This is a genomic window from Bradyrhizobium guangxiense (genome assembly GCF_004114915.1).
GTDB lineage: Bacteria > Pseudomonadota > Alphaproteobacteria > Rhizobiales > Xanthobacteraceae > Bradyrhizobium > Bradyrhizobium guangxiense.
The window spans coordinates 25,809-46,966 of sequence record NZ_CP022220.1; the positions used below are offsets into that span (position 1 = coordinate 25,809).

17 protein-coding genes are annotated in these 21,158 nt (G+C 59.6%); 10 read left to right on the plus strand and 7 right to left on the minus strand.

Annotation, left to right across the window (positions count from 1 at the left end; genetic code table 11):
• Positions 1 to 4: 4 nt before the first annotated feature.
• The 5 genes from X268_RS34655 to X268_RS34675 all read left to right on the plus strand — a co-directional run bounded on the left by X268_RS34655 (position 5) and on the right by X268_RS34675 (position 5,889).
• Complete coding sequence (locus X268_RS34655; RefSeq protein WP_128929495.1) at positions 5 to 856, plus strand: transketolase; 852 nt, start codon at positions 5 to 7, stop codon at positions 854 to 856.
• Positions 853 to 1,863, plus strand: coding sequence for a transketolase family protein (locus X268_RS34660; protein ID WP_188637396.1), 1,011 nt, complete (start codon positions 853 to 855; stop codon positions 1,861 to 1,863). The genes X268_RS34655 and X268_RS34660 overlap by 4 nt, the downstream gene beginning before the upstream one ends.
• Before the next feature lie 179 nt (positions 1,864 to 2,042).
• The gene (locus X268_RS34665) at positions 2,043 to 3,068 is read left to right on the plus strand and encodes a TRAP transporter substrate-binding protein (RefSeq protein ID WP_128929497.1); all 1,026 of its coding nucleotides are present in this window, start codon (positions 2,043 to 2,045) and stop codon (positions 3,066 to 3,068) included.
• Entirely contained in the window at positions 3,065 to 4,960 is a 1,896-nt protein-coding gene (locus X268_RS34670) for a TRAP transporter large permease (protein WP_128929498.1), read from the plus strand. Before X268_RS34665 ends, X268_RS34670 begins: the two co-directional genes overlap by 4 nt.
• Before the next feature lie 344 nt (positions 4,961 to 5,304).
• Positions 5,305 to 5,889: a cyclic nucleotide-binding domain-containing protein gene (locus X268_RS34675; protein WP_237864935.1), complete on the plus strand. Its 585-nt coding sequence runs from the start codon at positions 5,305 to 5,307 to the stop codon at positions 5,887 to 5,889.
• Positions 5,890 to 5,946: 57 nt separating this feature from the next.
• Here the strand turns inward: X268_RS34675 and X268_RS34680 are convergent, their stop codons facing one another.
• A complete protein-coding gene (locus X268_RS34680) occupies positions 5,947 to 6,177 on the minus strand; it encodes a hypothetical protein (protein WP_128929500.1) in 231 nt (76 codons plus the stop codon).
• Between the two features lie 319 nt (positions 6,178 to 6,496).
• On the opposite strand from X268_RS34680, the gene X268_RS34685 reads away from it, so the two are divergent.
• Positions 6,497 to 6,676 carry a hypothetical protein gene (locus X268_RS34685; protein ID WP_128929501.1) on the plus strand — a complete coding sequence of 60 codons (180 nt, stop codon included), beginning with the start codon at positions 6,497 to 6,499 and terminating at the stop codon, positions 6,674 to 6,676.
• Positions 6,677 to 7,153: 477 nt separating this feature from the next.
• Here the strand turns inward: X268_RS34685 and X268_RS34690 are convergent, their stop codons facing one another.
• The 5 genes from X268_RS34690 to X268_RS34710 all read right to left on the minus strand — a co-directional run bounded on the left by X268_RS34690 (position 7,154) and on the right by X268_RS34710 (position 12,460).
• A complete protein-coding gene (locus tag X268_RS34690; protein ID WP_232995569.1) occupies positions 7,154 to 7,975 on the minus strand; it encodes an SMP-30/gluconolactonase/LRE family protein in 822 nt (273 codons plus the stop codon).
• A gap of 114 nt (positions 7,976 to 8,089) precedes the next feature.
• Positions 8,090 to 9,193, minus strand: coding sequence for an ABC transporter ATP-binding protein (locus tag X268_RS34695; RefSeq protein WP_128929503.1), 1,104 nt, complete (start codon positions 9,191 to 9,193; stop codon positions 8,090 to 8,092).
• Between the two features lie 10 nt (positions 9,194 to 9,203).
• Positions 9,204 to 10,043 (minus strand): carbohydrate ABC transporter permease, encoded by an 840-nt coding sequence (locus X268_RS34700; RefSeq protein ID WP_128929504.1) that lies wholly within the window; start codon positions 10,041 to 10,043, stop codon positions 9,204 to 9,206.
• Positions 10,040 to 10,966: a carbohydrate ABC transporter permease gene (locus X268_RS34705; protein ID WP_128969536.1), complete on the minus strand. Its 927-nt coding sequence runs from the start codon at positions 10,964 to 10,966 to the stop codon at positions 10,040 to 10,042. The genes X268_RS34700 and X268_RS34705 overlap by 4 nt, the downstream gene beginning before the upstream one ends.
• 57 nt (positions 10,967 to 11,023) lie before the next feature.
• A complete protein-coding gene (locus X268_RS34710; RefSeq protein WP_128929506.1) occupies positions 11,024 to 12,460 on the minus strand; it encodes an ABC transporter substrate-binding protein in 1,437 nt (478 codons plus the stop codon).
• Positions 12,461 to 13,113: 653 nt separating this feature from the next.
• Between X268_RS34710 and X268_RS34715 the strand changes: the two genes are divergently transcribed.
• Both X268_RS34715 and X268_RS34720 read left to right on the plus strand, forming a co-directional pair.
• Complete coding sequence (locus tag X268_RS34715) at positions 13,114 to 14,181, plus strand: HoxN/HupN/NixA family nickel/cobalt transporter (protein WP_128929507.1); 1,068 nt, start codon at positions 13,114 to 13,116, stop codon at positions 14,179 to 14,181.
• Positions 14,182 to 14,483: 302 nt separating this feature from the next.
• A complete protein-coding gene (locus tag X268_RS34720; protein WP_128930141.1) occupies positions 14,484 to 16,508 on the plus strand; it encodes a TonB-dependent receptor in 2,025 nt (674 codons plus the stop codon).
• A 2-nt stretch (positions 16,509 to 16,510) separates the two neighbouring features.
• On the opposite strand, the gene cybH is transcribed toward X268_RS34720, so the two are convergent.
• Entirely contained in the window at positions 16,511 to 17,236 is a 726-nt protein-coding gene (cybH, locus tag X268_RS34725; RefSeq protein WP_128929508.1) for a Ni/Fe-hydrogenase, b-type cytochrome subunit, read from the minus strand.
• Between the two features lie 342 nt (positions 17,237 to 17,578).
• On the opposite strand from cybH, the gene X268_RS34730 reads away from it, so the two are divergent.
• Both X268_RS34730 and X268_RS34735 read left to right on the plus strand, forming a co-directional pair.
• Positions 17,579 to 19,690, plus strand: a complete 2,112-nt coding sequence (locus X268_RS34730) for a methyl-accepting chemotaxis protein (RefSeq protein ID WP_164938218.1) — start codon at positions 17,579 to 17,581, stop codon at positions 19,688 to 19,690.
• Between the two features lie 117 nt (positions 19,691 to 19,807).
• Positions 19,808 to 21,124 (plus strand): DUF3422 domain-containing protein, encoded by a 1,317-nt coding sequence (locus X268_RS34735; protein ID WP_128929509.1) that lies wholly within the window; start codon positions 19,808 to 19,810, stop codon positions 21,122 to 21,124.
• The last annotated feature ends 34 nt before the right edge of the window (positions 21,125 to 21,158 follow it).

A 21,158-nucleotide genomic window follows, 5' to 3' on the forward strand; every position in this document is an offset into this window, starting at 1 on the left:
ATCGATGGAAGCGCCGACCAAAACGTTGACCAACACGCCCAAGCTGGCGGACCGCGCCTATAACATTCGCCGCAATGCGCTGCGCATGGGGGAAGTTCAGGGCCAAGGCTATATCGCTCAGGCGCTCGATATCTCCGACGTTCTCGCCGTGGCTTACTTTCACGCGATGCGCTATCGGCCGGAGGATCCGACCTGGGAGGAACGCGATCGCTTCCTGCTCTCAAACGGGCACTACGCTATTGCGCTTTATGCGGCTTTGATAGAAGCGGGGATCGTCCCCGAGGAAGAGCTTGAGACCTATGGCAGTGACGAGAGCCGCTTGCCAATGTCGGGCATGGCCTCCTACACGCCCGGAATGGAAATGTCGGGTGGCTCGCTCGGCCTCGGGCTCAGCATTGCTGTCGGCATGGGCCTTGGCCTCAAACGCAAAAGGTCCGAGGCGCGGGTATACACCTTGTTCTCCGACGGCGAGCTCGACGAGGGCTCCGTGTGGGAGGCCATCCAGTCGGCGGCCCACTACAAGCTGGACAACCTGATCGGCATTGTCGATGTCAACAACCAGCAGGCCGACGGTCCCTCGACGCAAGTCATGGCCTTCGAACCCTTGGTCGACAAGCTCCAGGCATTCGGCTGGTTCGTACAACGTATCGATGGCAATGATCTCGATGCCGTGCTCGCAGCATTCGACCGTGCAAAGTCGCATCCCGAGCCGAAGCCGCGAATGATCGTCGCCGACACCCTCATGGGGAAGGGCGTTCCTTTCCTCGAGCAGCGCGAGAAGAACCATTTCATTCGCGTCGAGCAGCACGAATGGCAACTTGCCCTTGCCGCGCTGGAAGCCGGGAGGCAGGCATGAAGACCGTCAGATCAGCACCGCAAGCGGGCAAGCCGCGCCTAACCACCTCTGCCATGATCGCCTCGATTGCGGCCGAGGGCCAAAAGACGAAGCCAGCGCCGTTCGGACATGCACTCGTCGAACTGGCACGGAGCCGGCCAGAGGTGGTCGGCATGACCGCCGATCTCGGCAAATACACCGACCTGCACATCTTCGCCAAGGAATTTCCAGACCGCTATTACCAGATGGGCATGGCCGAGCAACTTTTGTTCGGAGCAGCCTCCGGACTCGCCGCAGAGGGCTTCATGCCCTTTGCGACGACATATGCCGTGTTCGCATCGCGGCGCGCCTACGATTTCATTCATCAGACCATTGCGGAGGAAGACCGCAACGTGAAAATCGTCTGCGCCTTGCCCGGCCTGACCTCGGGCTATGGCCCAAGTCATCAAGCCGCCGAGGATCTCGCGTTGTTTCGGGCCATGCCAAATATGACGGTGATCGACCCCTGCGATGCCAGTGAAATCGAGCAGGTGGTGCCAGCCATAGCCGCGCATCAAGGTCCAGTCTACATGCGCCTGCTGCGCGGCCAGGTGCCTGTCGTTCTGGATGAATACGACTATAAGTTCGAGCTTGGAAAGGCCAAGCTGATCCGTGATGGCAAGGACGTCCTGATCATCTCGTCCGGCATCATGACCATGCGGGCACTCGAGGCCGTCCAAGCTTTGAAGGATGACCGCGTGGATGCAGCGGTGCTGCATGTTCCAACCATCAAGCCCCTCGACGCAGAGACTATCCTGCGTGAGGCCAGCAAGCCGGCACGGCTTGTCGTCGTTGCCGAAAATCACACGACCATTGGTGGCCTCGGCGAAGCAATTGCCGCACTCCTCTTGCGTTCTGGGGCACATCCGCCTTTCCGCCAGATCGCATTGCCGGACGAATTTCTCGACGCCGGCGCGCTTCCAACGCTGCACGACCGTTACGGGATTTCCACCGCAGAGGTCGCAAGGCAAATCAAACAGTGGCTTTAGCGCCGCTGGGCTGAGGTCCAACAAGCTGTACTCAACGTTGCCCGCCGCACCTTGCAGCGGCGAACGCTGGCTTTTGCCCAAATGCCGGCACTCAAGACGCGGGCACACGAATGAGCGGAACGGCTGCGCCGCCTGCGCTGAGATCGCCACCGCTAGGTAAATAGAACGAGGAGGAAGACATGAGCGTATCGAAACGCAGAGATATCAGCCGGCGTTCCCTGTTGAAAGCTGCAACGGCCGTACCTCTCTGCGCAATTCTCACTCGACCGGCATCTGCGGCCGAATTCGTTTATAAATTTGCAACCGGCCAGGATCCGACGCATCCGGTGAACGTCCGCGCGCAGGAAGCCATCCAACGCATTCTAGAGGCTACCAGTGGCCGGCTCGAGATCAGGCTGTTTCCGGCCAACCAGCTCGGGTCCGACACCGAGCTCATGACCCAGGTCCGCAGCGGCGGCGTCGAATTCTTTAATCAGTCCTCTTCGATCCTCGCCACCCTGGTCCCAAGTGCGGGCCTGGTGAACACCGGCTTCGCGTTTACTGACTACGATAGCGTTTGGAAAGCTATGGACGGAGATCTCGGAACCTACATCCGGACGCAGATTGCCAAAACTCCGATCATGGCGGTTTCCAAAGCGTGGGATAACGGCTTTCGTCAGGTGACTTCTTCCGGACGTGAGATCCGCAGCCCTGACGATCTAAAGAATTTCCAGATCCGCGTCCCCCCGGCGCCGCTTTTGACCTCGCTTTTCAAGGCGCTTGGAGCCGGCCCGACGCCTATTAACTTCAACGAGGTCTACTCCGCGTTACAGACCAAAGTCGTGGACGGCCAGGAGAATCCGTTGCCGATCATTGCAACCGCCCGCCTCTACGAAGTGCAAAGCACGTGCAGCCTGACCGGGCACGTTTGGGACGGATACTGGATCCTCGCCAACAAGCGCGCATTCGAGCGCTTACCGAAGGATGTTCAGGAGGTCGTGACCCGCGAACTAGATCGCTCCGCCGTCGATCAGCGGGCTGATATCGCAAAGCTCAGCCAGTCCTTGCGCACCGATCTGTCGGCCAAAGGTCTCAAATTTATCGAAGTCGATCGCGCCGCCTTCCGACAAGCCTTGTCCAAGACTAGCTTCTACTCCGACTGGAAGGGCAAATTCGGCGAGGAGGCGTGGTCGCAGCTCGAAAAAGCGGCGGGGCAGCTGTCATGAGCAGCGTGAGCCACGCTCCACATGCTGATGACGGTGGAGCGACCGCCTCGACTGAACGGGGTCCCCGACATTGGGCGGTAACAGCGAACACGATGTTGGGCCACCTCGTCGCGGTCCCAGCCGCGCTACTCGTCCTGGCCGAAGTCGCAATCCTGGCCGCAGGAATCGTAGGCAGATACGTATTCCGCTCCCCCATCGTCTGGTCCGACGAACTCGCCGGTATTCTCTTCCTTTGGCTTGCCATGCTCGGCTCCGTCATTGCTTTCCAGCGCGGCGAGCACATGCGTATGACAGCCATCGTCGGCGTGCTCAGTGCCCAGGTGCGTGCGTTTTTGGACGTGGTGGCGGCCGCAGCCTCGCTGGCGTTTCTTTTGCTCGTCGTTTGGCCGGCCTATGAATTTGCCGCCGACGAGGCCTTCGTCACCACGCCGGCGCTGGAGATCATCAACACTTGGCGTGCGGCGGCGCTACCGATCGGAATTGGGCTGATGCTGATCGCCGCGGCCCTCCGGCTCTGCCGAATTGCCAATCTACGCAGCTTGTTGGCCTCTCTAGCGATCGTCGCCGGTCTCATCCTTGCGTTCGTGCTGCTCGCGCCGGTTTTTAAGCCGCTCGGCAATCTGAACCTTCTGATCTTCTTCGTCTTTGTTGTCGGTGCGATGGTCTTTGCCGCCGTTCCGATTGCCTTTGCATTCGGTCTCGCCACCGTGGGTTATCTCACGCTTACGACGAGCACGCCGGACGTAGTGATGATCGGGCGGATGGATGAAGGGATGAGCCATCTGATCCTGCTCGCCGTGCCTCTTTTCGTCTTCCTGGGCCTGCTGATCGAGATGACGGGCATGGCTCGCGCAATGGTCGGTTTCCTCGCAAGTCTCCTCGGCCACGTCCGCGGCGGGCTGCACTACGTCCTGGTCGGGGCTATGTATCTGGTCTCCGGTATCTCAGGGTCCAAGGCGGCAGATATGGCGGCCGTGGCCCCTGTGCTGTTTCCCGAGATGCGGCAGCGTGGCGCCAAACCCGGCGACCTCGTTGCGTTGCTGGCCGCCACGGGGGCGCAAACCGAAACGATTCCGCCGTCGCTGGTTCTGATCACGATCGGCTCGGTGACGGGCGTGTCGATCTCCGCGCTATTCACCGGCGGATTGCTCCCGGGCGTGGTGCTCGCAGTTATGCTCGGGGCGATCGTGTGGTGGCGCTACCGGCGCGAGGACCTCTCTCACGTCAAAAGGGCGACTGGGCGGGAGATCGGCCGAGCCTTTGTCATTGCTCTTCCTGCGATCGCCTTGCCTTTCGTGATCCGGACCGCCGTCGTCGAAGGCGTTGCAACGGCAACGGAGGTCTCGACCATCGGCATCTTGTACTCGGCCTGCGCCGGTCTCCTCATTTACCGCCAGTTCGACTGGCGACGCATCTATCCTATGCTGGTCGAGACGGCCTCCCTGTCGGGCGCGATTCTGCTCATCATCGGCGCCGCGACAGGAATGGCCTGGGCGCTGACCCAGTCGGGATTTTCAGCCTCGCTTGCCAAGTTCATGACCAGCCTTCCCGGCGGTGTCCCCGTCTTCCTAGCGGTGACGATCGTAACTTTCGTGATTCTAGGCAGCGTGCTGGAGGGGATCCCAGCCATCGTCTTGTTCGGTCCGCTCCTGTTCCCGATCGCGCGGCAGGTTGGGGTCCACGATGTCCATTACGCAATGGTCGTGGTTCTCGCGATGGGCATCGGCCTGTTCGCACCGCCGTTTGGGGTCGGCTACTACGCGGCCTGCGCTATCAGCCGCATTAACCCGGACGACGGTATGAGACCAATCGTGGGATACATGATTGCGCTGCTCATTGGCACGCTGATCGTCGCCGCGGTGCCCTGGCTGTCTATCGGCTTCCTGAAATAAGACTATCCGGTCCCGTGACCGGACCGCGATCGGCTGCCACCTTAAGTGACGCGAGCGGATAGAACTTGCTGGCACCGGCAGCAGTTTATAACGCTGGCGAAGCGAAGCGCCCCGATCAGCGTGTGAACTGGTTCATATGCGCGGCGTGCAGCCTTGGATAACCAACAGAGCGAAGCAGGCTCCGGCTCGGCTGAGGCGGTACGTCAGCCGTTCGTCTTCTGATGAACGCTTGGCCCGCGCTTTGCAGGTGATTCATTGCGCCTAAAGCAGCAAAGTAGGCTGCCATGACGTGGATAGAAGCTTGTGGCTATCTGGCCTCTTCGCTCGTCCTCGTGACATTCTGCATGCACACCATGCTGACTCTGCGGGCCGTCGCCATCTGCAGCAATCTCGCATTCATCGTCTATGCCACTGGCGCCGGTATCTACCCTGTGCTGATTCTGCACTTTATTTTGCTTCCACTAAACGCTGCCTACTTCGTCCGCATGGTCTTGGTACTACGCCGCGCCAAGCTCGCCGCTAATACAGATCTTTCTCCGAACTGGCTTCAGCCGTTCATGCACACACAGCGGATCAAGGCTGGAGAGACAATCTTCGAGAAAGGGGATCACGCCGATGCACTCTATCTCATCGGATCAGGACAAGTCGAGCTTCCCGAAATAGACAAGCTCTTGTATCCAGGAGAGGTTTTTGGTGAGGTTGGGCTGTTCGCCGTGGATCGACGCCGCCGCACGCAATCTGCTCGAGCGGCCAGCGATTTGGAGCTTTTCTGGATCAAGGCCGACGCATTAAAGAGGATTTGCGAACGGAACCCTGGCCTCTCGCTGTACTTTCTTCGTCCTGTAGCCACTCGGCTTAGCTCAAATGCTTCCGAGCGAACAGAGCCCCGGCAAGCCCCGTCCGCGCGTTGCGCTGGGGACATTAGATGAACCGCATACGCTCTCGCTGACACCGCGGTGGCGGGCGTTGCGTAGCTTCTTTGATCTCTACGCTTTGTGGTGAGCGATATTGTAATCTCCCGGCATGCATTTGTGCCGCTGAATATGCCAAGTATCTGAGCGGTAAATTGGATGCGCTTCTTTCCACTGGGCCAGCCCTGTCTGGCCGTTCATAACGCAGCCCTGGAAAGTAAGCGTGCTGTCGAATGCAGAGCTCGTCACGATCTTATCAACGCAATCGGCGGATGCAAATTGGCAAAGCACGGCAACCATCGTCACGAACAAATCGTCCTCGAAATGAAACTCTTCAAAAACAAACTATGGACCTATGGACTGCAATTACCACAAGAGCTGCTCTCGTGCTAGCTGATGGTGGCTTTTTGACCAGCTCATAAAGCAAAGACGGGAAGCGGAGTCAGCAAATCGGCCAACTGGTGGAGGAGCATCGAATATCCAGGCTCAAAGTCTTTTGGGTACGTATGCATCCCTGGGGCTGATAATCGATCGGAATGCAGCGACACTTCCAGCTCCATCCTCCTCCTTGTTGATTGTCTCCTTGGTTTGAGATTTGATGCGAAATCATTTCAGATGAGGTCCTATGAGCGTCAAGGCCGTGATGGCAACAATCCTGCAGCACGAGCTCGCCTCCCGTGGCGTGAACTCACTCACGCGTTCTGATTACGAGGCGGTTATTGAGCAGCTGATCAAAAAGCTGACAGAGCTAGAGTTTGAGCTCCGCTCGCGATCAACTAACGGCTCGCAAGGAGTTCCGACCTAACCAATCACTCAACTCGCGTCGTAGCCGGACGAGTAATTGCCCAACTTCCGTTCGCGGCTCCGCGACATAGGCCGTCCTGGTGGGCGACGATCACGGCACTTCAACTGGCGGCACCGCCATGCTGACCAAAACAAAACATAACATCACCTCGCGCCCTGCCATTTACGTTAACTGCAGCCGAGATTTGCGGAGGAGCCGCCGCCGGGCCATCTCGTGCCTGTCAGCTATCGCTACTGCACCTGGGGCAGGGCAATTTCAAGTAGCTGACGCCGGGGCCGGTGGCCATAATCCTCGGCAAGCCAGCGGCCCCACTTGTCTTAGCTCCTGTTTTGAACTGTTCATGCTCGTATGTATCCGCCCCAGGCGCGCCGTCGCGAAATGCTAAGACCGCGAGCTGCCGCCAACTCATCTGCGGCCTGCACCAGCTAGTTGCTCTGTGCCAAGTGCCGCGTGCCGACCGGAAACGAGTTTCCAACCTTAACCGAATTTAGGCAGATGTAGAGGCACCCCTTCGCAGGGCACATCGAGCTCTTCAACCTGGCCCTTGCCGACCTCTGTCACGCGCAACTTCTTGCCTTCAATCGTGAAGGCGCAATTTGTCGGTTGCGGCCCATCCAGCATGAGCCGGTCCACGACGTTGCCGCCGCGGTCGAGCACAGTGACGTTCTTCTGATTATAGACTGTGCAATAGAGCCGGCCGTCGGTGCCAAAAGCCATCCCGTCGGGCCCCTTGAAGTCAGGATTGGAGTCGGGCTGCAGCACATTGCCGAAAACAACACGTTCAGGCATTGGCTTGCCGAGTACGTCATAGCGGTAGATTTCGCCTGTGAACGATGCGTTGGCATAGAGATGGTCGTCGGGCCCGAAAGCAATCCCGTTGGTGAATCGGATCTTGCGATCGAGGACGCGAAGGACCTTCATGGCCGCGGGATCGATTTCGTAGACGCGGCCGTCCCAATCAAGGTCCATATAGCCCTCGACGAAGGCCTGCCCGTTGATGAAATCCTCAGCCGCCATGCCTGAATCAGTCATGTAGAGTAGTCCGTTGGGGCCGAAGCAGAGGTCATTCGGAAATAGAAAGCGATCGGCGCCTTCGCCCTGCATGCGCCGGATCTCGTTTCCGGCTTGGTCGATGCAAATCAGCGCCCGCAGGCCCGCTTCCGCGATCCAGATGCGGCCGTGGCCGTCCGTCGTCAGTCCGTTCGGGCGGCCGCCCGTCGCGCGAACCACTCTGCGATTGCCTCGCTGATCGAGCCGCGTGATGCACAACGTCGATGCGGACATCTCCGTGACATACATCGATCCGTCGGGGAGGCAGATTGGCCCCTCGGGCGCTCCGATTCCGCTAGCAAAAAGTCTCGATGCCATGCTTTTCCCCCTGCATCCCGTTGTTGGGTTTGCGAACTCTTGCGCTTAGGCGATGACCGAGCCTGTGGCCGGATCGATCAGCACCATCCGATTGAGGTCGATGGCGAGCTGGATTCGCTCGCCATGGCTCTGAACATCATGTGCTTGCAGCTCCGCGACTGCGTCTACTCCGCCGATCTTGATGGTCGTGAAGGTACGAGTACCTGTAGGCTGGATGAGATCGGCGACCGCTGAATAGGGCACCACCCCATCGCGCAATGGTCCGTCGCCGGCTCGGCCGAAATGCTGAGGCCGAATGCCGACAATGACCTCACGTCCCGCCACGCTAGAAAGGGCAGTGGCCTTCGCAGGCGGCACAGTCAGGGACTCTCCGGAACCGAAAACGACAGAAAGCCCGCCATTCATCGCCGTCAGGGTTGCCGGTATGAGATTGATCGAAGGAGAGCCGAGGAAGCCCGCCACGAAGCCCGTTCGCGGCCGCTCGAACAGTTCGAGTGGAGCTCCCTGCTGCTCTATTTTTCCATCGCGTAGCAGCACGATACGATCCGCCAGCGTCATCGCCTCGACCTGATCGTGTGTAACGTAGATCATTGTGGTGGTGATCTCGTGATGCAGACGCTTGATCTCGGTTCGCATTTCGTCACGCAATTGGGCGTCCAGATTCGAGAGCGGCTCGTCAAACAAGAAAAGATCCGCCTTGCGAACGATGGCCCGTCCGATCGCGACGCGTTGACGCTGTCCACCGGAGAGCTGACGTGGATAACGCTGGAGGAGATTGCCGATGCCGAGCATCTCGGCGGCTTCGCTGACCCGCTTCCTGATCTCGATTTCTGGCGTCTTGCGGGCGCGCAGGCCGAACGCGATATTCTCATTGACGGTTAAATAGGGATAGAGTGCGTAGTTCTGAAAGACCATCGCAATGTTGCGTTCGCGCGGACGCAGATCGTTGACGATAGCGCCGCCAATCGCGATCGTGCCGTCGTCCGGATCTTCGAGACCGGCGATCGTCCGCAAAAGCGTGCTCTTGCCGCAGCCTGACGGACCCACGAGCACAGCGAATTCGCCATCGCTGATGGTTAAGTCTAGTCCCCGAACGGCATGCACGTTACCGTAGTATTTGTGCACTCCGGTCAACTTGACGTCGGCCACTCTAATCTCCTCAACCTTTGACGGCGCCGAGCGAGATGCCGCGCACGAGATAGCGCTGCATTACCGTAACTGCGACGAAGATCGGCAAAGTCCCCAGGACGGACATCGCCGCGATTTTGGCCCAGAAGTTCGACTGGCCACCGAAATAGTGCGTCAGCATGACCGGAAAAGTGATCACTTCGGTACGCGTGAGCACCAGCGCGAAGAGGAAGTCGTTCCAGGCGAACACGAAAGTAAAGACCGAAGTCGCCATGAGCCCCGGGCGCACCATCGGGAAGACGACTTTCCAGATGACCTGCCATCGGTTCAGTCCGTCGACGAGGGCGCTTTCCTCCAGCTCGAGCGGAACATCAACGATATAACCCCGCATCATCCAGATGACATAGGGCAGATTGAACGCGGTATAGAGCACGATCAGGCCGAAGTAGCCGTCAACCAAACCGAAATAGACGTAGATGAGGAAGATCGGGAAGACGACCGCAATCGGCGGGATCATGCGCTGGGAAATGATCCACATCGCAAGGTTCTCGCCACCCGTGCCGAAGCGGGCGAGGCTGTAGGCGCATAGGGTACCAAGAATGATGGCAATGGCGGAGCTAACGCCGGCGACGATCAGGCTGTTCAGGATGGCCATGACGTCACCATCCTTGAATAGGACATAATAATTCGAGAACTGGATCTGCCCAGGCATCCACAATGGCGGCACGTGATAGATCTCGTCCGGCGTCTTGAACGAAATCATAAACAGCCAATAAACCGGAAATAGAAACAGCAAAGTGACGACGCCGGCGCCGATATAGCGTAGCACCAGAACGCGCCCCTTCCTGGTGGGCAGCTTCATCAGCCTCATCGCGCAATCTCCATGCGCTTGAGGACAAGCGTGGTAATGAGAGTGAGCAGCGCAATCACCAGGAAGGAGATCGCGGCGGTGTAGCTGGTTTCGAATTGCGAGAAGCCCTGCACATAGGTGTAGAGTGAAATCGTCTCGGTCATCGAGCCCGGCCCGCCTTCGGTGAGGGCCCAGATGATGTCGAAGATGCGCACGAGGTCGAGGCCGCGGATAAGGCATGCAACAGCTATCACGGGCGCGATCGCCGGCAGAATGATCGCGCGAAGCACGCGCAGATACGATGCCCCATCGATCTCAGCAGCCTCCAGTTGAGACTGATCGACATTGGACAACGCAGCGAGCAGCAGCAGAAACATGAACGGCGACCACTGCCAAACTTCGCAGATGATGATCGCCGGATAGACGTAAGCAGGGTTGACGGTCCACAGGATCCGGATCGGTTCGCCGGCGAAAAAGCTGAGTATCTCACCGATGGGACCAAAGCGGACGTCGAACAACAGGCGCCAGGTCGCACCAGCAACAATCGGAGAGATCACCGTCGGCAGCACCAAGAGCGCGACGAAGAGCTGGCGCCCGGGCATGCGGTCGATGAAGAGCTGCGCCATCAGGAAGCCGATCAGTAGCTCGAGAGGCAGGGCGATTGCTGTGATGATCGCGGTGTGGCCGAGCGATGCCCACAAACGGGTATCTCTGAACAACTCCGCATAGTTCAGCAAGCCGGCGAAAGACGTATCATTGTCCGTCATCGTGATGCGCTGGAAGCTCACGATCAACGAGTAGATGAGGGGAAAGAGGCCGACGAGGAGAAGAACCAATATTGCGGGCGCAACGATGAGATAGGGTAGGCGGTCCTCGAGCACACGCCCGAGCCGGCTCGGGCGGCGATGTTCAGTGCCATTAAAGCTTAAAGAGAACGTCATCATCAATCCAGGAATCGCGCCGCACGGGAGGCGGTGCCTCCCGCGCGCCCTCCAAGCCAACTATTGCGGATAAGCGCCTGGTTTTGCTGCCCAGACCTTATAAACCGCCTTCTGGTTTTCAATGCCCACCTTCTCGGTGATGGCATCAAACTGCTGCGCCATGCGGTCGAGAATGGTCTTCGGATCTTCGCCGGCCCAGAGGCTCGAAATGGCCTTGGTCATCGCCTCGTCGTACTTGTCCTGCTGCAGCAGGGAGAGATCGAGCAGGCCCTTCTCGCCAGATGTCTTGATCGTGTCGAGATAGGCAGGAGCATCAGGCCAGAGCGCACGGTATTTCTCGCTCGCGTAGTGCGACAGGCGGAAGGGATCGCGGAGCGTATAGGGGAGCTGCACGCGCTCAAGGCTGGTCTTCTTGCTGTTCAGCCATTGGATGAAGAGATAAGCGGCCTCCTTGTTCTTGCTCGTGGCCGAGACGGACAGGTCGAAACCGACGCCAAGCTCCGGGCGACCGAGGGGCGTGAGCGCATACCCGACCTTGCCGGCGACTTGCGATTTGGGTACCCATTTCAGCGCTTCCTCGCCCGAGCCGTAGCCGGCGGCCCAACGCCCATAAGGGGGCCAGGAGATCGTCATGGCGGTGGTGCCCTGGAGGAACGCGGCCAAGTTGTCGACGAAATTCCATTGCTCCACGCCTGGTGGCATGAACTTGTTCTCGGCCAACATCTGCTTGAAGACCTTCAGGCCGACATCGCTGTTCACCGTCGATTTCATCGTATCGGCATTGAAGAACTTGCCGCCCTCCATGCGGAAACGTTCCTGGAACATGTATTGCGGATAAGGCGCAGTTCGGAAGAAGCCGGCGCCATAGACCTTGGGCGCCATCTTGTCAGTGATGAACTGTCCGATGTCGTCAAGCTGCTTCCAATCCTTGGGCGGAGCGAGCTCGTAGCCGAACTTGGCCTTGAACCCCTCCTTCATCTTCGGATCCTCGAAAATGTCTTTGCGGTAGTAGAGCAGCATCACATCGCCGTCGTCCGGGAAGCCGAAGATCTTGCCGTCATACTGCATCTGGTTGTCGCGATAGGCTGCGGCGATGTCCTGCAACTCGTCGCGATAGCCGAACTTGTCGACATATTTGTCCAGGGGCTCGAGCGCTCCGGCCCCGGCCAGGTCGGGCATCCAGGATGGAATGACGTTCAGTGCGTCATAGGCCCCGGCGCCCGACTTGAAATCCTGCATGATCTTGGTGAACATCTGGTCGGTCGGCACCTCGACCACCTTCACCTTGATGCCAGTGAGCTTCTCCCATTTCGGACCCGAATAGTTGAGCGGGTCGAGCGATTGAAGGCCCGCCTCCCAGACGATACTGATCGTCGTGCCCGCATATTTCTTTGCTGCTTCGACAGCAATGTCGGCGGCATCCTTATCAGCGGCAGGAGCCGATACACCTGTGAGCGCAAGGATAGCGGCCACGCCCAACAATGTCCTGAACTTCATGCCTTCCTCCTCTTCATTTGAGCAATCCTAAGCCGCCAAGGTGGCCCCGGAGCTTTTGCCTCGGCGCGTCGACCGGTTACCCATGCTGGACGTCGACTGCCGCACCGTCGGAGGGCTGTCGAACGAACAGATGAGTGTCTTCTGGGGATGGCCATCCGCGCTCAGGCCGCGCTGCCCGATAGGCACGAACGCGATTTCGCCTTGGTAAAACACGCCTTCCCCCCAAAAGCTCTCGATGTATTTGCTTTTGGCGTCACTCTGCTGTGAGGCGGAAGCGGCCGGCAAATGAGAACTTTGCAACCACCGATGAGCCACATTCACCTGTCAGCAGTCTCTGCTGCGGCCCGCTCAAGCCTCAAAGCTGAAGAAAATCCGGTCAAAGCACGGCGGACCATTGGCCAAGCCAGTTGCGCCCTTGCGAGCCTTTGCTGAACTACGAATACGTTTCTTCAGGGATGGGAAGTACCTTGCCGAATATGGTTAGTTAGTTTGCGAGCGGCATCGCCTATTTTAAGGCGTAACTCGCTATCGACAGGGATTCTTTTGCAAGTGCAATCGCTTGGCGCCCTTTTACGCCATGGTCTTACTTGGCCTGAATATTGCTCAGGGTATGAGAGTTCGACAAAAAGATCATACCAGGGGAGTGGCGCCGCATGGGGCAGGTCACGTCACGAAGTGGCCTCTTGAAAGGCCTTAAGTTGAGAACTGTCTTGTTGCTGGCAGGGCTGACGCTGACCAACATTGCAGCCTGGGGCTGGGCCGTTGCGCTGTTCGCCGGTCAGCCGTCGGTAATGGCAACCGCGCTGCTCGCTTGGGTGTTCGGTCTGCGCCATGCCGTGGATGCCGATCATATTGCGGCAATCGACAATGTCGTGCGGAAGCTGATGCATGCCGGCCGCGCCTCCGAAACTGCAGGTCTCTACTTTGCGCTCGGCCATTCCACGATCGTTCTCGCTTCAATGATCCTGCTTGCCGCCGGCGTCATGACCCTCGGCGGAGAGGGTTTGCTCAAAAACTTGGGCGGCCTTCTCGGAACCTCGGTTTCAGCCGTCTTCCTGCTCGGCGTGGCCGCCGTCAACTTTGCGATCTTCGCAAACTTGTGGCGCACAATGCGTGCAGCGCAGGCCAGCGGCGTCTACGGTGCACAATTACTCGATGCGCCCCTAGCCGGAAGCGGTCTTCTTTCGCATTTGCTCGGCCCGATCTTCCGAATTGTGACGCAAAGCTGGCACATGTATCCGCTCGGATTCCTGTTCGGATTAAGTTTCGACACGGCGACCGAAATTGGCCTGCTCTCCCTCTCTGCCTCTGAGACTGCGCGCGGCCTGTCGCTCTGGCAGGCCATAGTCTTTCCTGCACTTTTCGCTGCCGGAATGTCCCTGGTTGATACCTTGGATTCAGCATTTATGGCCAGCGCTTATCGCTGGGCTTTCGTCGATCCGGCCCGAAAGCTTTGGTACAATCTGACAATCACAGGTGCCTCAGTCGCGATTGCGCTGTTCATCGGCAGCGTGGAAACGCTTGGCCTGATCAGCGATCAGCTTGAGCTCACGGGTGCCCTTTCGAGCCTCGTCGATCGCCTCAAGGGATCACAAGCCATCTTAGGCTTCGGCGTGATGTCATTGTTCGCTCTCGCCTGGCTAGCATCTCTCCTGCTGTATCGCGTTGCATGGAAGGGAAAGACCACTCGAACCGCCTTGCCGACATCACGCGCGACTTAGCGGCTGCAGCGATGCTGTCGAGCCGCTCGAAGCCTGCCGTCTTTGCCCGCTGGACGAGCATTGCAGCACTAAGCATCTGCGCCCTCATGATCGACGCTGAACCTAGCTCTGGAGACAATATCCAGACTAGCTACACCTTGCCTGCAGTCATAGTCACTCGTGAGGAGATCCCACGGCGACCGCGAAGAGCTCCAACGCCACGCTCGGATCGAGCGCTCGGCATAGGGTCCAGTAGCCAGCTGGGCGGGCAAGCCTCAGCGGTATCGGCCAAGAGCAGCGCGGCCTTGGCTCCCGCGTCGAGCATGGCAAGCCAGATCACAGTATCAGGCGAAGACGTCAACGCGCGGCCCGTGATGCGCCCGGGCGAAGTGCTCGAAGCTGTACCGGGGCTCATTGTGACGCAGCATTCCGGCGAGGGCAAAGCGAACCAGTACTTCTTGCGCGGCTATAATCTCGATCATGGCACGGATCTCGCGATCTATGTTGATGATGTGCCTGCCAACATGCGCACTCACGCCCACGGCCAGGGCTATGCCGACCTCAATTGGCTGATTCCTGAAGCGATCGCCGCCATGGAGGTAAAGAAGGGGCCTTACTTCGCCGATGAAGGCGACTTCTCCTCGGCCGGCGCCGTGCATATCGGCCTGATCGACCGCACGGTGAAGGGGCTAGCGCAGATGACCGCCGGCAGCTTTGGATATCGCCGCTTCCTCGGCATGGATTCGACGAGGCTCGGCGATGGGACATTGCTCCTCGCCGGCGAGGCTGGGACCTACAACGGCCCCTGGGACAACCCGGACAACCTCCGCAAGCTCAATGGGCTCTTGCGCTACAGTCAGGGCACGGCCACCGACGGCGTGTCGGTCACGGGCATGGCTTACGCCAACAGATGGAATTCGACCGATCAGGTGCCGCAGCGCGCCATGACGGACGGATTGATGGATCGGTTTGGATCTGAAGACCCGACTGACGGCGGCAACGCAAACCGTTTTGCCCTGTCGGCGCGCGTGGCGCAGAGCGATAATTCCGGGGCCTGGAAGGCGAACGCTTATGTCGTCAAGAGCGAGCTCGATCTCTACAATAACTTCACTTATTTCCTGGCCAATCCCGTTGTCGGCGACCAATTTCACCAGCACGACGGCCGCCTAATGGCCGGCGCTAACATCGCACGGACGATGGATGGCTCATTCGCTGGGCTGCCGATGCAGACGACCTTCGGCCTGCAGTCCCGTTACGACGCCATCGATCTCGCGCTCACCGACACCCACCGGCGCAGTTTCCTGTCCAACGTACGCAGCGATAAGGTCGGGGAAGGCAGCATCGGCGCTTACGCCGAGAGTACGTTGCACTTTTCGGACTGGCTGAGGACCACGGTCGGTTGGCGCGGGGACTATTACGCGGCCGACGTGACGTCGCTGTTCGATGCGAACAACTCAGGCCATGCCAACGCTACGATCGGAAGTCCCAAGCTTCGCATCGTGGTCGGTCCCTTTAACAAGACCGAGTTCTTTTTCGGCGCCGGCTATGGCATGCACTCGAACGACGCGCGGGGTGCGACGACGACGGAAGATCCGAGCGATCCCGGGACAAAGCTGCCGCGCTCGCCGCTGCTGGTCCGCACCAGGGGCGCGGAGGTCGGCGTGCGTTCGAGGATCGTCCCGGATCTCGACACCTCGCTCAGCCTCTTCGTCCTCGACCAGGATTCCGAGATCCTGTTCTCAGGCGATGCCGGCGATACCACGACGGCGCGCGCGAGCCGCCGCTATGGATTCGAATGGACCAACCATTACCGCCCACGGTCTTGGATTGACGTCGACGCCGATCTCGCGATGACCCATGCGCGCTTTCGCGGTTACGACAGCGACCAGGCGGAGGTTTATGCCTCACTCGCCGGCTATCCCGCCGCGCAGATCGGCAACGCGCCCGGCAACTATATCCCTAACGCACCGACCATGATGGCGTCCGCCGGCATCTCGCTCGGCGCGAAGACGGGCTGGTTCGGCGCCCTGCGTTGGCGCTATCTCGCCTCCAGTCCGCTGACGGAAGACAACGCCTTCCGATCGCAACCTACCGGCATCTTCAACGCGCGGATCGGCTACCGCACCGACAAGGGCTGGCGCCTCCAGCTCGATTTGCTCAACCTCCTCAACAGCAAGGCGAACCAGATCACCTATGCCTATGGCTCCCTGCTGAAGACGGACAAACTTTACAATCTCTGTGCCGCCAATGCCGCCCCTGCGCCAGTCTGTGCCATTGGTGTGATGGACTATGTGCTTCACCCGGTCGAACCCTTGACCGTCCGAGTGACCCTAGCGGGCACATTCTGATATCAGTCAGGTCGCGAGTCGCGAAACGTCCGTTCGCCGGTAATAATGGCCGATAGCATGCTCTGACGCGACACGATGTCCTCGCGCACGGCAGCATATACATGCAGGATGACGAAAGTCACAATGAACCAGAGGCCGAGATGGTGCACTGTATGCACGTCTTGACTGTTTGGGAAGATCGAGAACCACCAGCCGAACAGCGCATACCATAAGCTGTCGCGACCTTCGCCCTCAGCGTAAAGTGCAAATCCGGTCAGCATCATCAGGATCATCACAATCACGAACAAGAACATCGCAGTATTGGCCAAAGGATTGTGGCCGACGTATTTTTTCGGGTAGCGCACTAGGAACAGGTACCATCGCAGCTCGTACAAAAGGCCCCAGCGCCAGATCCGGTTGTAGATCGGAAACGCGAACAACTGGCGGGCATACTGGTTGCCGACGAACGCCCAGTAGACGCGATAAAGGAACGCGAAGGCGAGCACCTGTCCCGACGCGAAGTGAACAAATCGGATGTAGCCCATCGTGTACCAATTGCTAGCTTCACCAGGCATCGAGGGAAGCGGCGAGGCGATTAGATAACCGGTAACGGCCAGAAGAGAGATCGTTAGCGCATTTAACCAGTGCCAGATCCGTACCGGTGCCTCATAGACATAGATTGATTGGCGATCCGTGCCGACGGCGCCGACGGCGTCCAGCGTACCCGGAATCTCCGAGATTTTCGTCATCGCATGCTCCTGCATTGAGAGTGATTCGACGCAGCGAACAAACGAATCAGCGCATGCCATCGAGAATATCGCGCGCATGCCGGCGCGAAATCACCGCCCTGCAATTTTTTTCTTCACGCTTCAGCGGCCCTACGCAACGAAGAATTGGAAACCCGCTTTAACCGCAGGTGGAAATCCTGCTTTCATATCTTTATTGAACCTCTTTGCTATTTTCCGCTGCATCCACGTGGGTTCGCGGTCTTTTTCCCTGCATGAGCAGCGAGCTTCCTTACCCGGCGCACGACACTTGCTGCGCGGCAGCTCGCTGCAATTTACCGATGATTAGGAGAGACGGCACATCGTTTGCTCATTTCCAGCTCCAGCGAACCGGGTATTTGCGATATGGATTTGAGCTTCATTCGGCGCGGCGGCGCATCGCGCCGGGCAGGCGTCTTCCAGACACAGGGCCGGATGAATGCAGCGGCCATGAGCTTGCCGAAAAGCGAGCCAGTCATCGCCAACCTGTCAATTCGCCTGAAAATCATGATGGGATTTGCTATCGTTCTGCTGCTGTCGGCGGGCACCATGGCGGGCGCCTGGTTTGGCTATGAGGCGATCCTCGACGGCTTCGACGTTTATCGTATCAGCATGTCGGAATCGGATTATGCGCGCGAAATCGACAGCTCGCTCTCGGCATACCAGAGCAACGCGCGCTATTACGCCCTGACGGGCATAAAGGAGGCGGAAGCTGCCGCGGAAGAGGCGCGACGCTTGCTCGAGCGAACGATCACGGCAGCCAAAACCGAGACTGCAACTCTCAGCTGGCAGCAGTCGATAAAGGAACTGTTCGAAGCCTACCGCGCCTATACCGATTCCTTCAACAAAGTGTTGGCGCTGCGCGCCGGGATCGATCGCTCGGCAGCCACGATGGGCGGACAGGCGCACGTCATCCGGACCGCGCTCGATCAGGTGAAGGCGCCGGGCGCTCAAGCAGAAAATATCATTGAGCGTTTCGATACGATCGATCGCCTCGTAACGACAGAATTGAAGCTCCACGATGAAGTCCTCGCGAGGGACGTCTTACAGAGAATAGAAGGGTTTAAAGGTGCGATCGTGCGAGAGCGTCGCTCGCCGGACGTCGGCGGACAGGCGCTCGACGAGCTCGTCGCGTCTTACCGAGATGGGTTCGCCCGAGTGGAGGCCGCAGGCCAAGAGATCGATCGTTTGATGGCGGACATGTGGAAGCTGCGTCACGGACTATCCGGGGCGGCCGCCTCTCTGAAGCGAGTGGCTTTGGCGGAGCAGGCTGATGCCGAGAAAAAGACCGCGGTGCAAATCATCCACGGTCAATCGGTAGTGGTTGCCCTTGCGCTCGCCTCGATTGCAATTGGCCTCGTGCTCTCCTTTGCGATCGGACGCGGTATCGCAAAACCTGTCATCGCGATGTGCAGCTCGATGATCGAGCTGGCAAACGGCCGCTATGAGATCGTGCTGCCGGGGCTCGGTCGGCACGACGAGGTCGGCAAGATGGCTGGCGCGGTCGAGAGCTTCAAGCGGCAAGCCATTGAGCGCGCCGAACGCGAAGCTGCGGAGATCGAAGAGCGTAACAGGTCGGCGGCCGAGCTGCGGCGCGCTGAGCTCGCTAAATTCGCTGGCGGCTTTGAGGCCGCGGTGGGTGACATCGTCAACGGCATTTCGGGTTCTGCTCAGCAACTCGAAGCAGCAGCATCAACGCTGTCACGCAATGCGGAGGCGACAGGGGGCCTGACCAACGCGGTGGTCGGCGCCGCGCGAGAATCGTCGAGCAGCATTGGTTTGGTCGCCTCGGCGGCCGAGGAGCTGTCGCTGTCGATCAATGATATTCGCACCCAGGTCCGCAACTCGAATGCGATCTCCGGTAATGCGGTAGCCCAGGCCAAGAGCACGGACGCCCGCATCGCGACGCTCGCGCAAGCCTCGCACCGGATTGGTGATGTCGTGAAGCTGATTACAGCGGTCGCAGAGCAGACCAATCTGCTCGCGCTCAATGCCACCATTGAGGCAGCCCGCGCCGGAGAGGCGGGCCGCGGCTTTGCCGTCGTCGCAGCCGAGGTGAAGTCGCTTGCAAGCCAAACCGCCCGTGCGACGGAGGAGATCGGCTCTCACGTCGAAGGTATGCAGCAAGCGACCGGAGATTCGATTGCCGCGATCAAGTCGATCGCCGGCATCATTGGCGATATCTCCGCCATCTCGGGTTCGATCGCGTCCGCCGTCGACCAGCAGACCGCGACGACACAGGCGATCGCACAGAGCGCGCAGCAGGCGGCCTCTGGCACCGCGCAGGTGTCATCCAATCTCGAGCAGGTCAATCGCGAAGCAAGCGAGACCGGCTCCGCGGCTTCCGCCGTGCTGCAATCAGCGCGCGGACTAACCGAGGCGAGCCACCGCCTGCGCGCGGAGCTTGACCGTTTCATGGCCAACGTCGTCGCGGCGTAGTCTGGCTCGCAATGCGAGACGCCTGCGACTACCATTGCGCAAGTGCCAGAGACCTGCGCTAGTCAACGGACAAGCCGGCACCCTCGCGTGGGCAAACCGGTATCCTAGGGATCGTCGATGGAGCATGGTCTGGATCTGGCCGGATTCGCGTTGCACCCGCAACGCGGTGCAGTGTTGGGTGAGGTGCATGCGCGTCCGTTCACGCGGCTCTCCGCGCCTCTCGCAGTGCTGCGATTTGCTTTTTTGGGCCAGGGAGAAGCGGCGGCCGCCGACCGGCAGGCCTTTGTAGGCTTTTGCACCGCGCAGGGCTTGGCGGCACCCGAGGTGTCGGCTAAGCACCACCAGGTGTCAATCGGAGCAGTTTCGCTACGCTGGGAACAGCATTCCGAATTCACGACTTTCACCTGGATCTGGAGTAATGAGGCATCCGCGCTGGCGTTCGCTCCCATCGGTGACGAACTTACCGCATTGATCCGGGCACTGCCGCAAACGGGACAGCTGCTTGTGGCGGTGAGGCTCGAGGTGGAGCAGACCGAAGCGGCCGTCGCGCGCGCTGAGGAGCTGTTTGATAAGAGCAGCCTCGCAATGGCGACAGTCCGCAGCGGCCCTGCGGTCGTCGCTTCCGACTTTCGTGCGGATGCGCAGGGCTTTGTCCGCATTCTCATCTGCAACGACGGCCTGTCGCCGGGCCGGCTTGGCGCTCTTGTGCAGCGCGTGCTGGAGATCGAGACCTATCGCACGCTGGCGCTGCTCGGCCTGCCGGCCGCGCTCGAGCTCGCGCCCTCGGTCGATCACATTGGGCGGCGGCTGGTCGAAGTGCTCCAGGAGATGCAGGGCGCCGAGGACCTCAAGCTCAACAATCACCTCCTCACGGAGCTGACCGCATTGGCCGCCTCATTGGAGCGCGGCGCAGCGGGTAGCCTGTTCCGCTTCGGCGCGAGCCGGGCTTATTACGACATCGTGCAGGCCCGCCTTGGCGTGATCGAAGGAAGCGAGATCGGAGGGCGACCGACCTGGTCGTCCTTCCTTGCCCGGCGGATGGCGCCGGCGATGCGCACCTGCGCCGCGATGGAGGACCGCCAGGCCAACTTATCGATCAAGCTAGCGCGCGCCGCCGATCTCCTGCGCACGCGGGTGGACGTGGAACTGGAGGAGCAGAATCGTGACCTGCTGCGCTCAATGAACGAGCGCACCAAGCTGCAATTGCGCCTGCAGAGCACCGTCGAAGGCCTCTCCGTGGCGGCGATCGGCTATTACGTCGTCAGCCTGTTCGGCTACCTCGCTAAGGGCGCACATGACGGCGGCTTGCATGTCGAGCCGTCACTCGCGACAGCATTGTTCGTACCATTTGCCGTCGGTCTAATTTGGATCATCACGCACCGGATCCGCCAGAGGCACCTTAAACATGAAGGCGCGCCGGGCGATCATGACTGAGTTCCTTCGCGCCGAGGGCTTGCCATTCGAGCCG

Bases quoted from the DNA above. Each gene is read 5' to 3' on its own strand.
- X268_RS34655 (WP_128929495.1), top strand. From the start codon at position 5: ATGGAAGCGCCGACCAAAACGTTGACCAACACGCCCAAGCTGGCGGAC.
- X268_RS34660 (WP_188637396.1), top strand. From the start codon at position 853: ATGAAGACCGTCAGATCAGCACCGCAAGCGGGCAAGCCGCGCCTAACC.
- X268_RS34665 (WP_128929497.1), top strand. From the start codon at position 2,043: ATGAGCGTATCGAAACGCAGAGATATCAGCCGGCGTTCCCTGTTGAAA.
- X268_RS34670 (WP_128929498.1), top strand. From the start codon at position 3,065: ATGAGCAGCGTGAGCCACGCTCCACATGCTGATGACGGTGGAGCGACC.
- X268_RS34675 (WP_237864935.1), top strand. From the start codon at position 5,305: ATGCACACCATGCTGACTCTGCGGGCCGTCGCCATCTGCAGCAATCTC.
- X268_RS34685 (WP_128929501.1), top strand. From the start codon at position 6,497: ATGAGCGTCAAGGCCGTGATGGCAACAATCCTGCAGCACGAGCTCGCC.
- X268_RS34690 (WP_232995569.1), bottom strand. From the start codon at position 7,975: ATGTATGTCACGGAGATGTCCGCATCGACGTTGTGCATCACGCGGCTC.
- X268_RS34700 (WP_128929504.1), bottom strand. From the start codon at position 10,043: ATGAGGCTGATGAAGCTGCCCACCAGGAAGGGGCGCGTTCTGGTGCTA.
- X268_RS34705 (WP_128969536.1), bottom strand. From the start codon at position 10,966: ATGATGACGTTCTCTTTAAGCTTTAATGGCACTGAACATCGCCGCCCG.
- X268_RS34710 (WP_128929506.1), bottom strand. From the start codon at position 12,460: ATGAAGTTCAGGACATTGTTGGGCGTGGCCGCTATCCTTGCGCTCACA.
- X268_RS34715 (WP_128929507.1), top strand. From the start codon at position 13,114: ATGGGGCAGGTCACGTCACGAAGTGGCCTCTTGAAAGGCCTTAAGTTG.
- X268_RS34720 (WP_128930141.1), top strand. From the start codon at position 14,484: ATGGCAAGCCAGATCACAGTATCAGGCGAAGACGTCAACGCGCGGCCC.
- cybH (WP_128929508.1), bottom strand. From the start codon at position 17,236: ATGACGAAAATCTCGGAGATTCCGGGTACGCTGGACGCCGTCGGCGCC.
- X268_RS34735 (WP_128929509.1), top strand. From the start codon at position 19,808: ATGGAGCATGGTCTGGATCTGGCCGGATTCGCGTTGCACCCGCAACGC.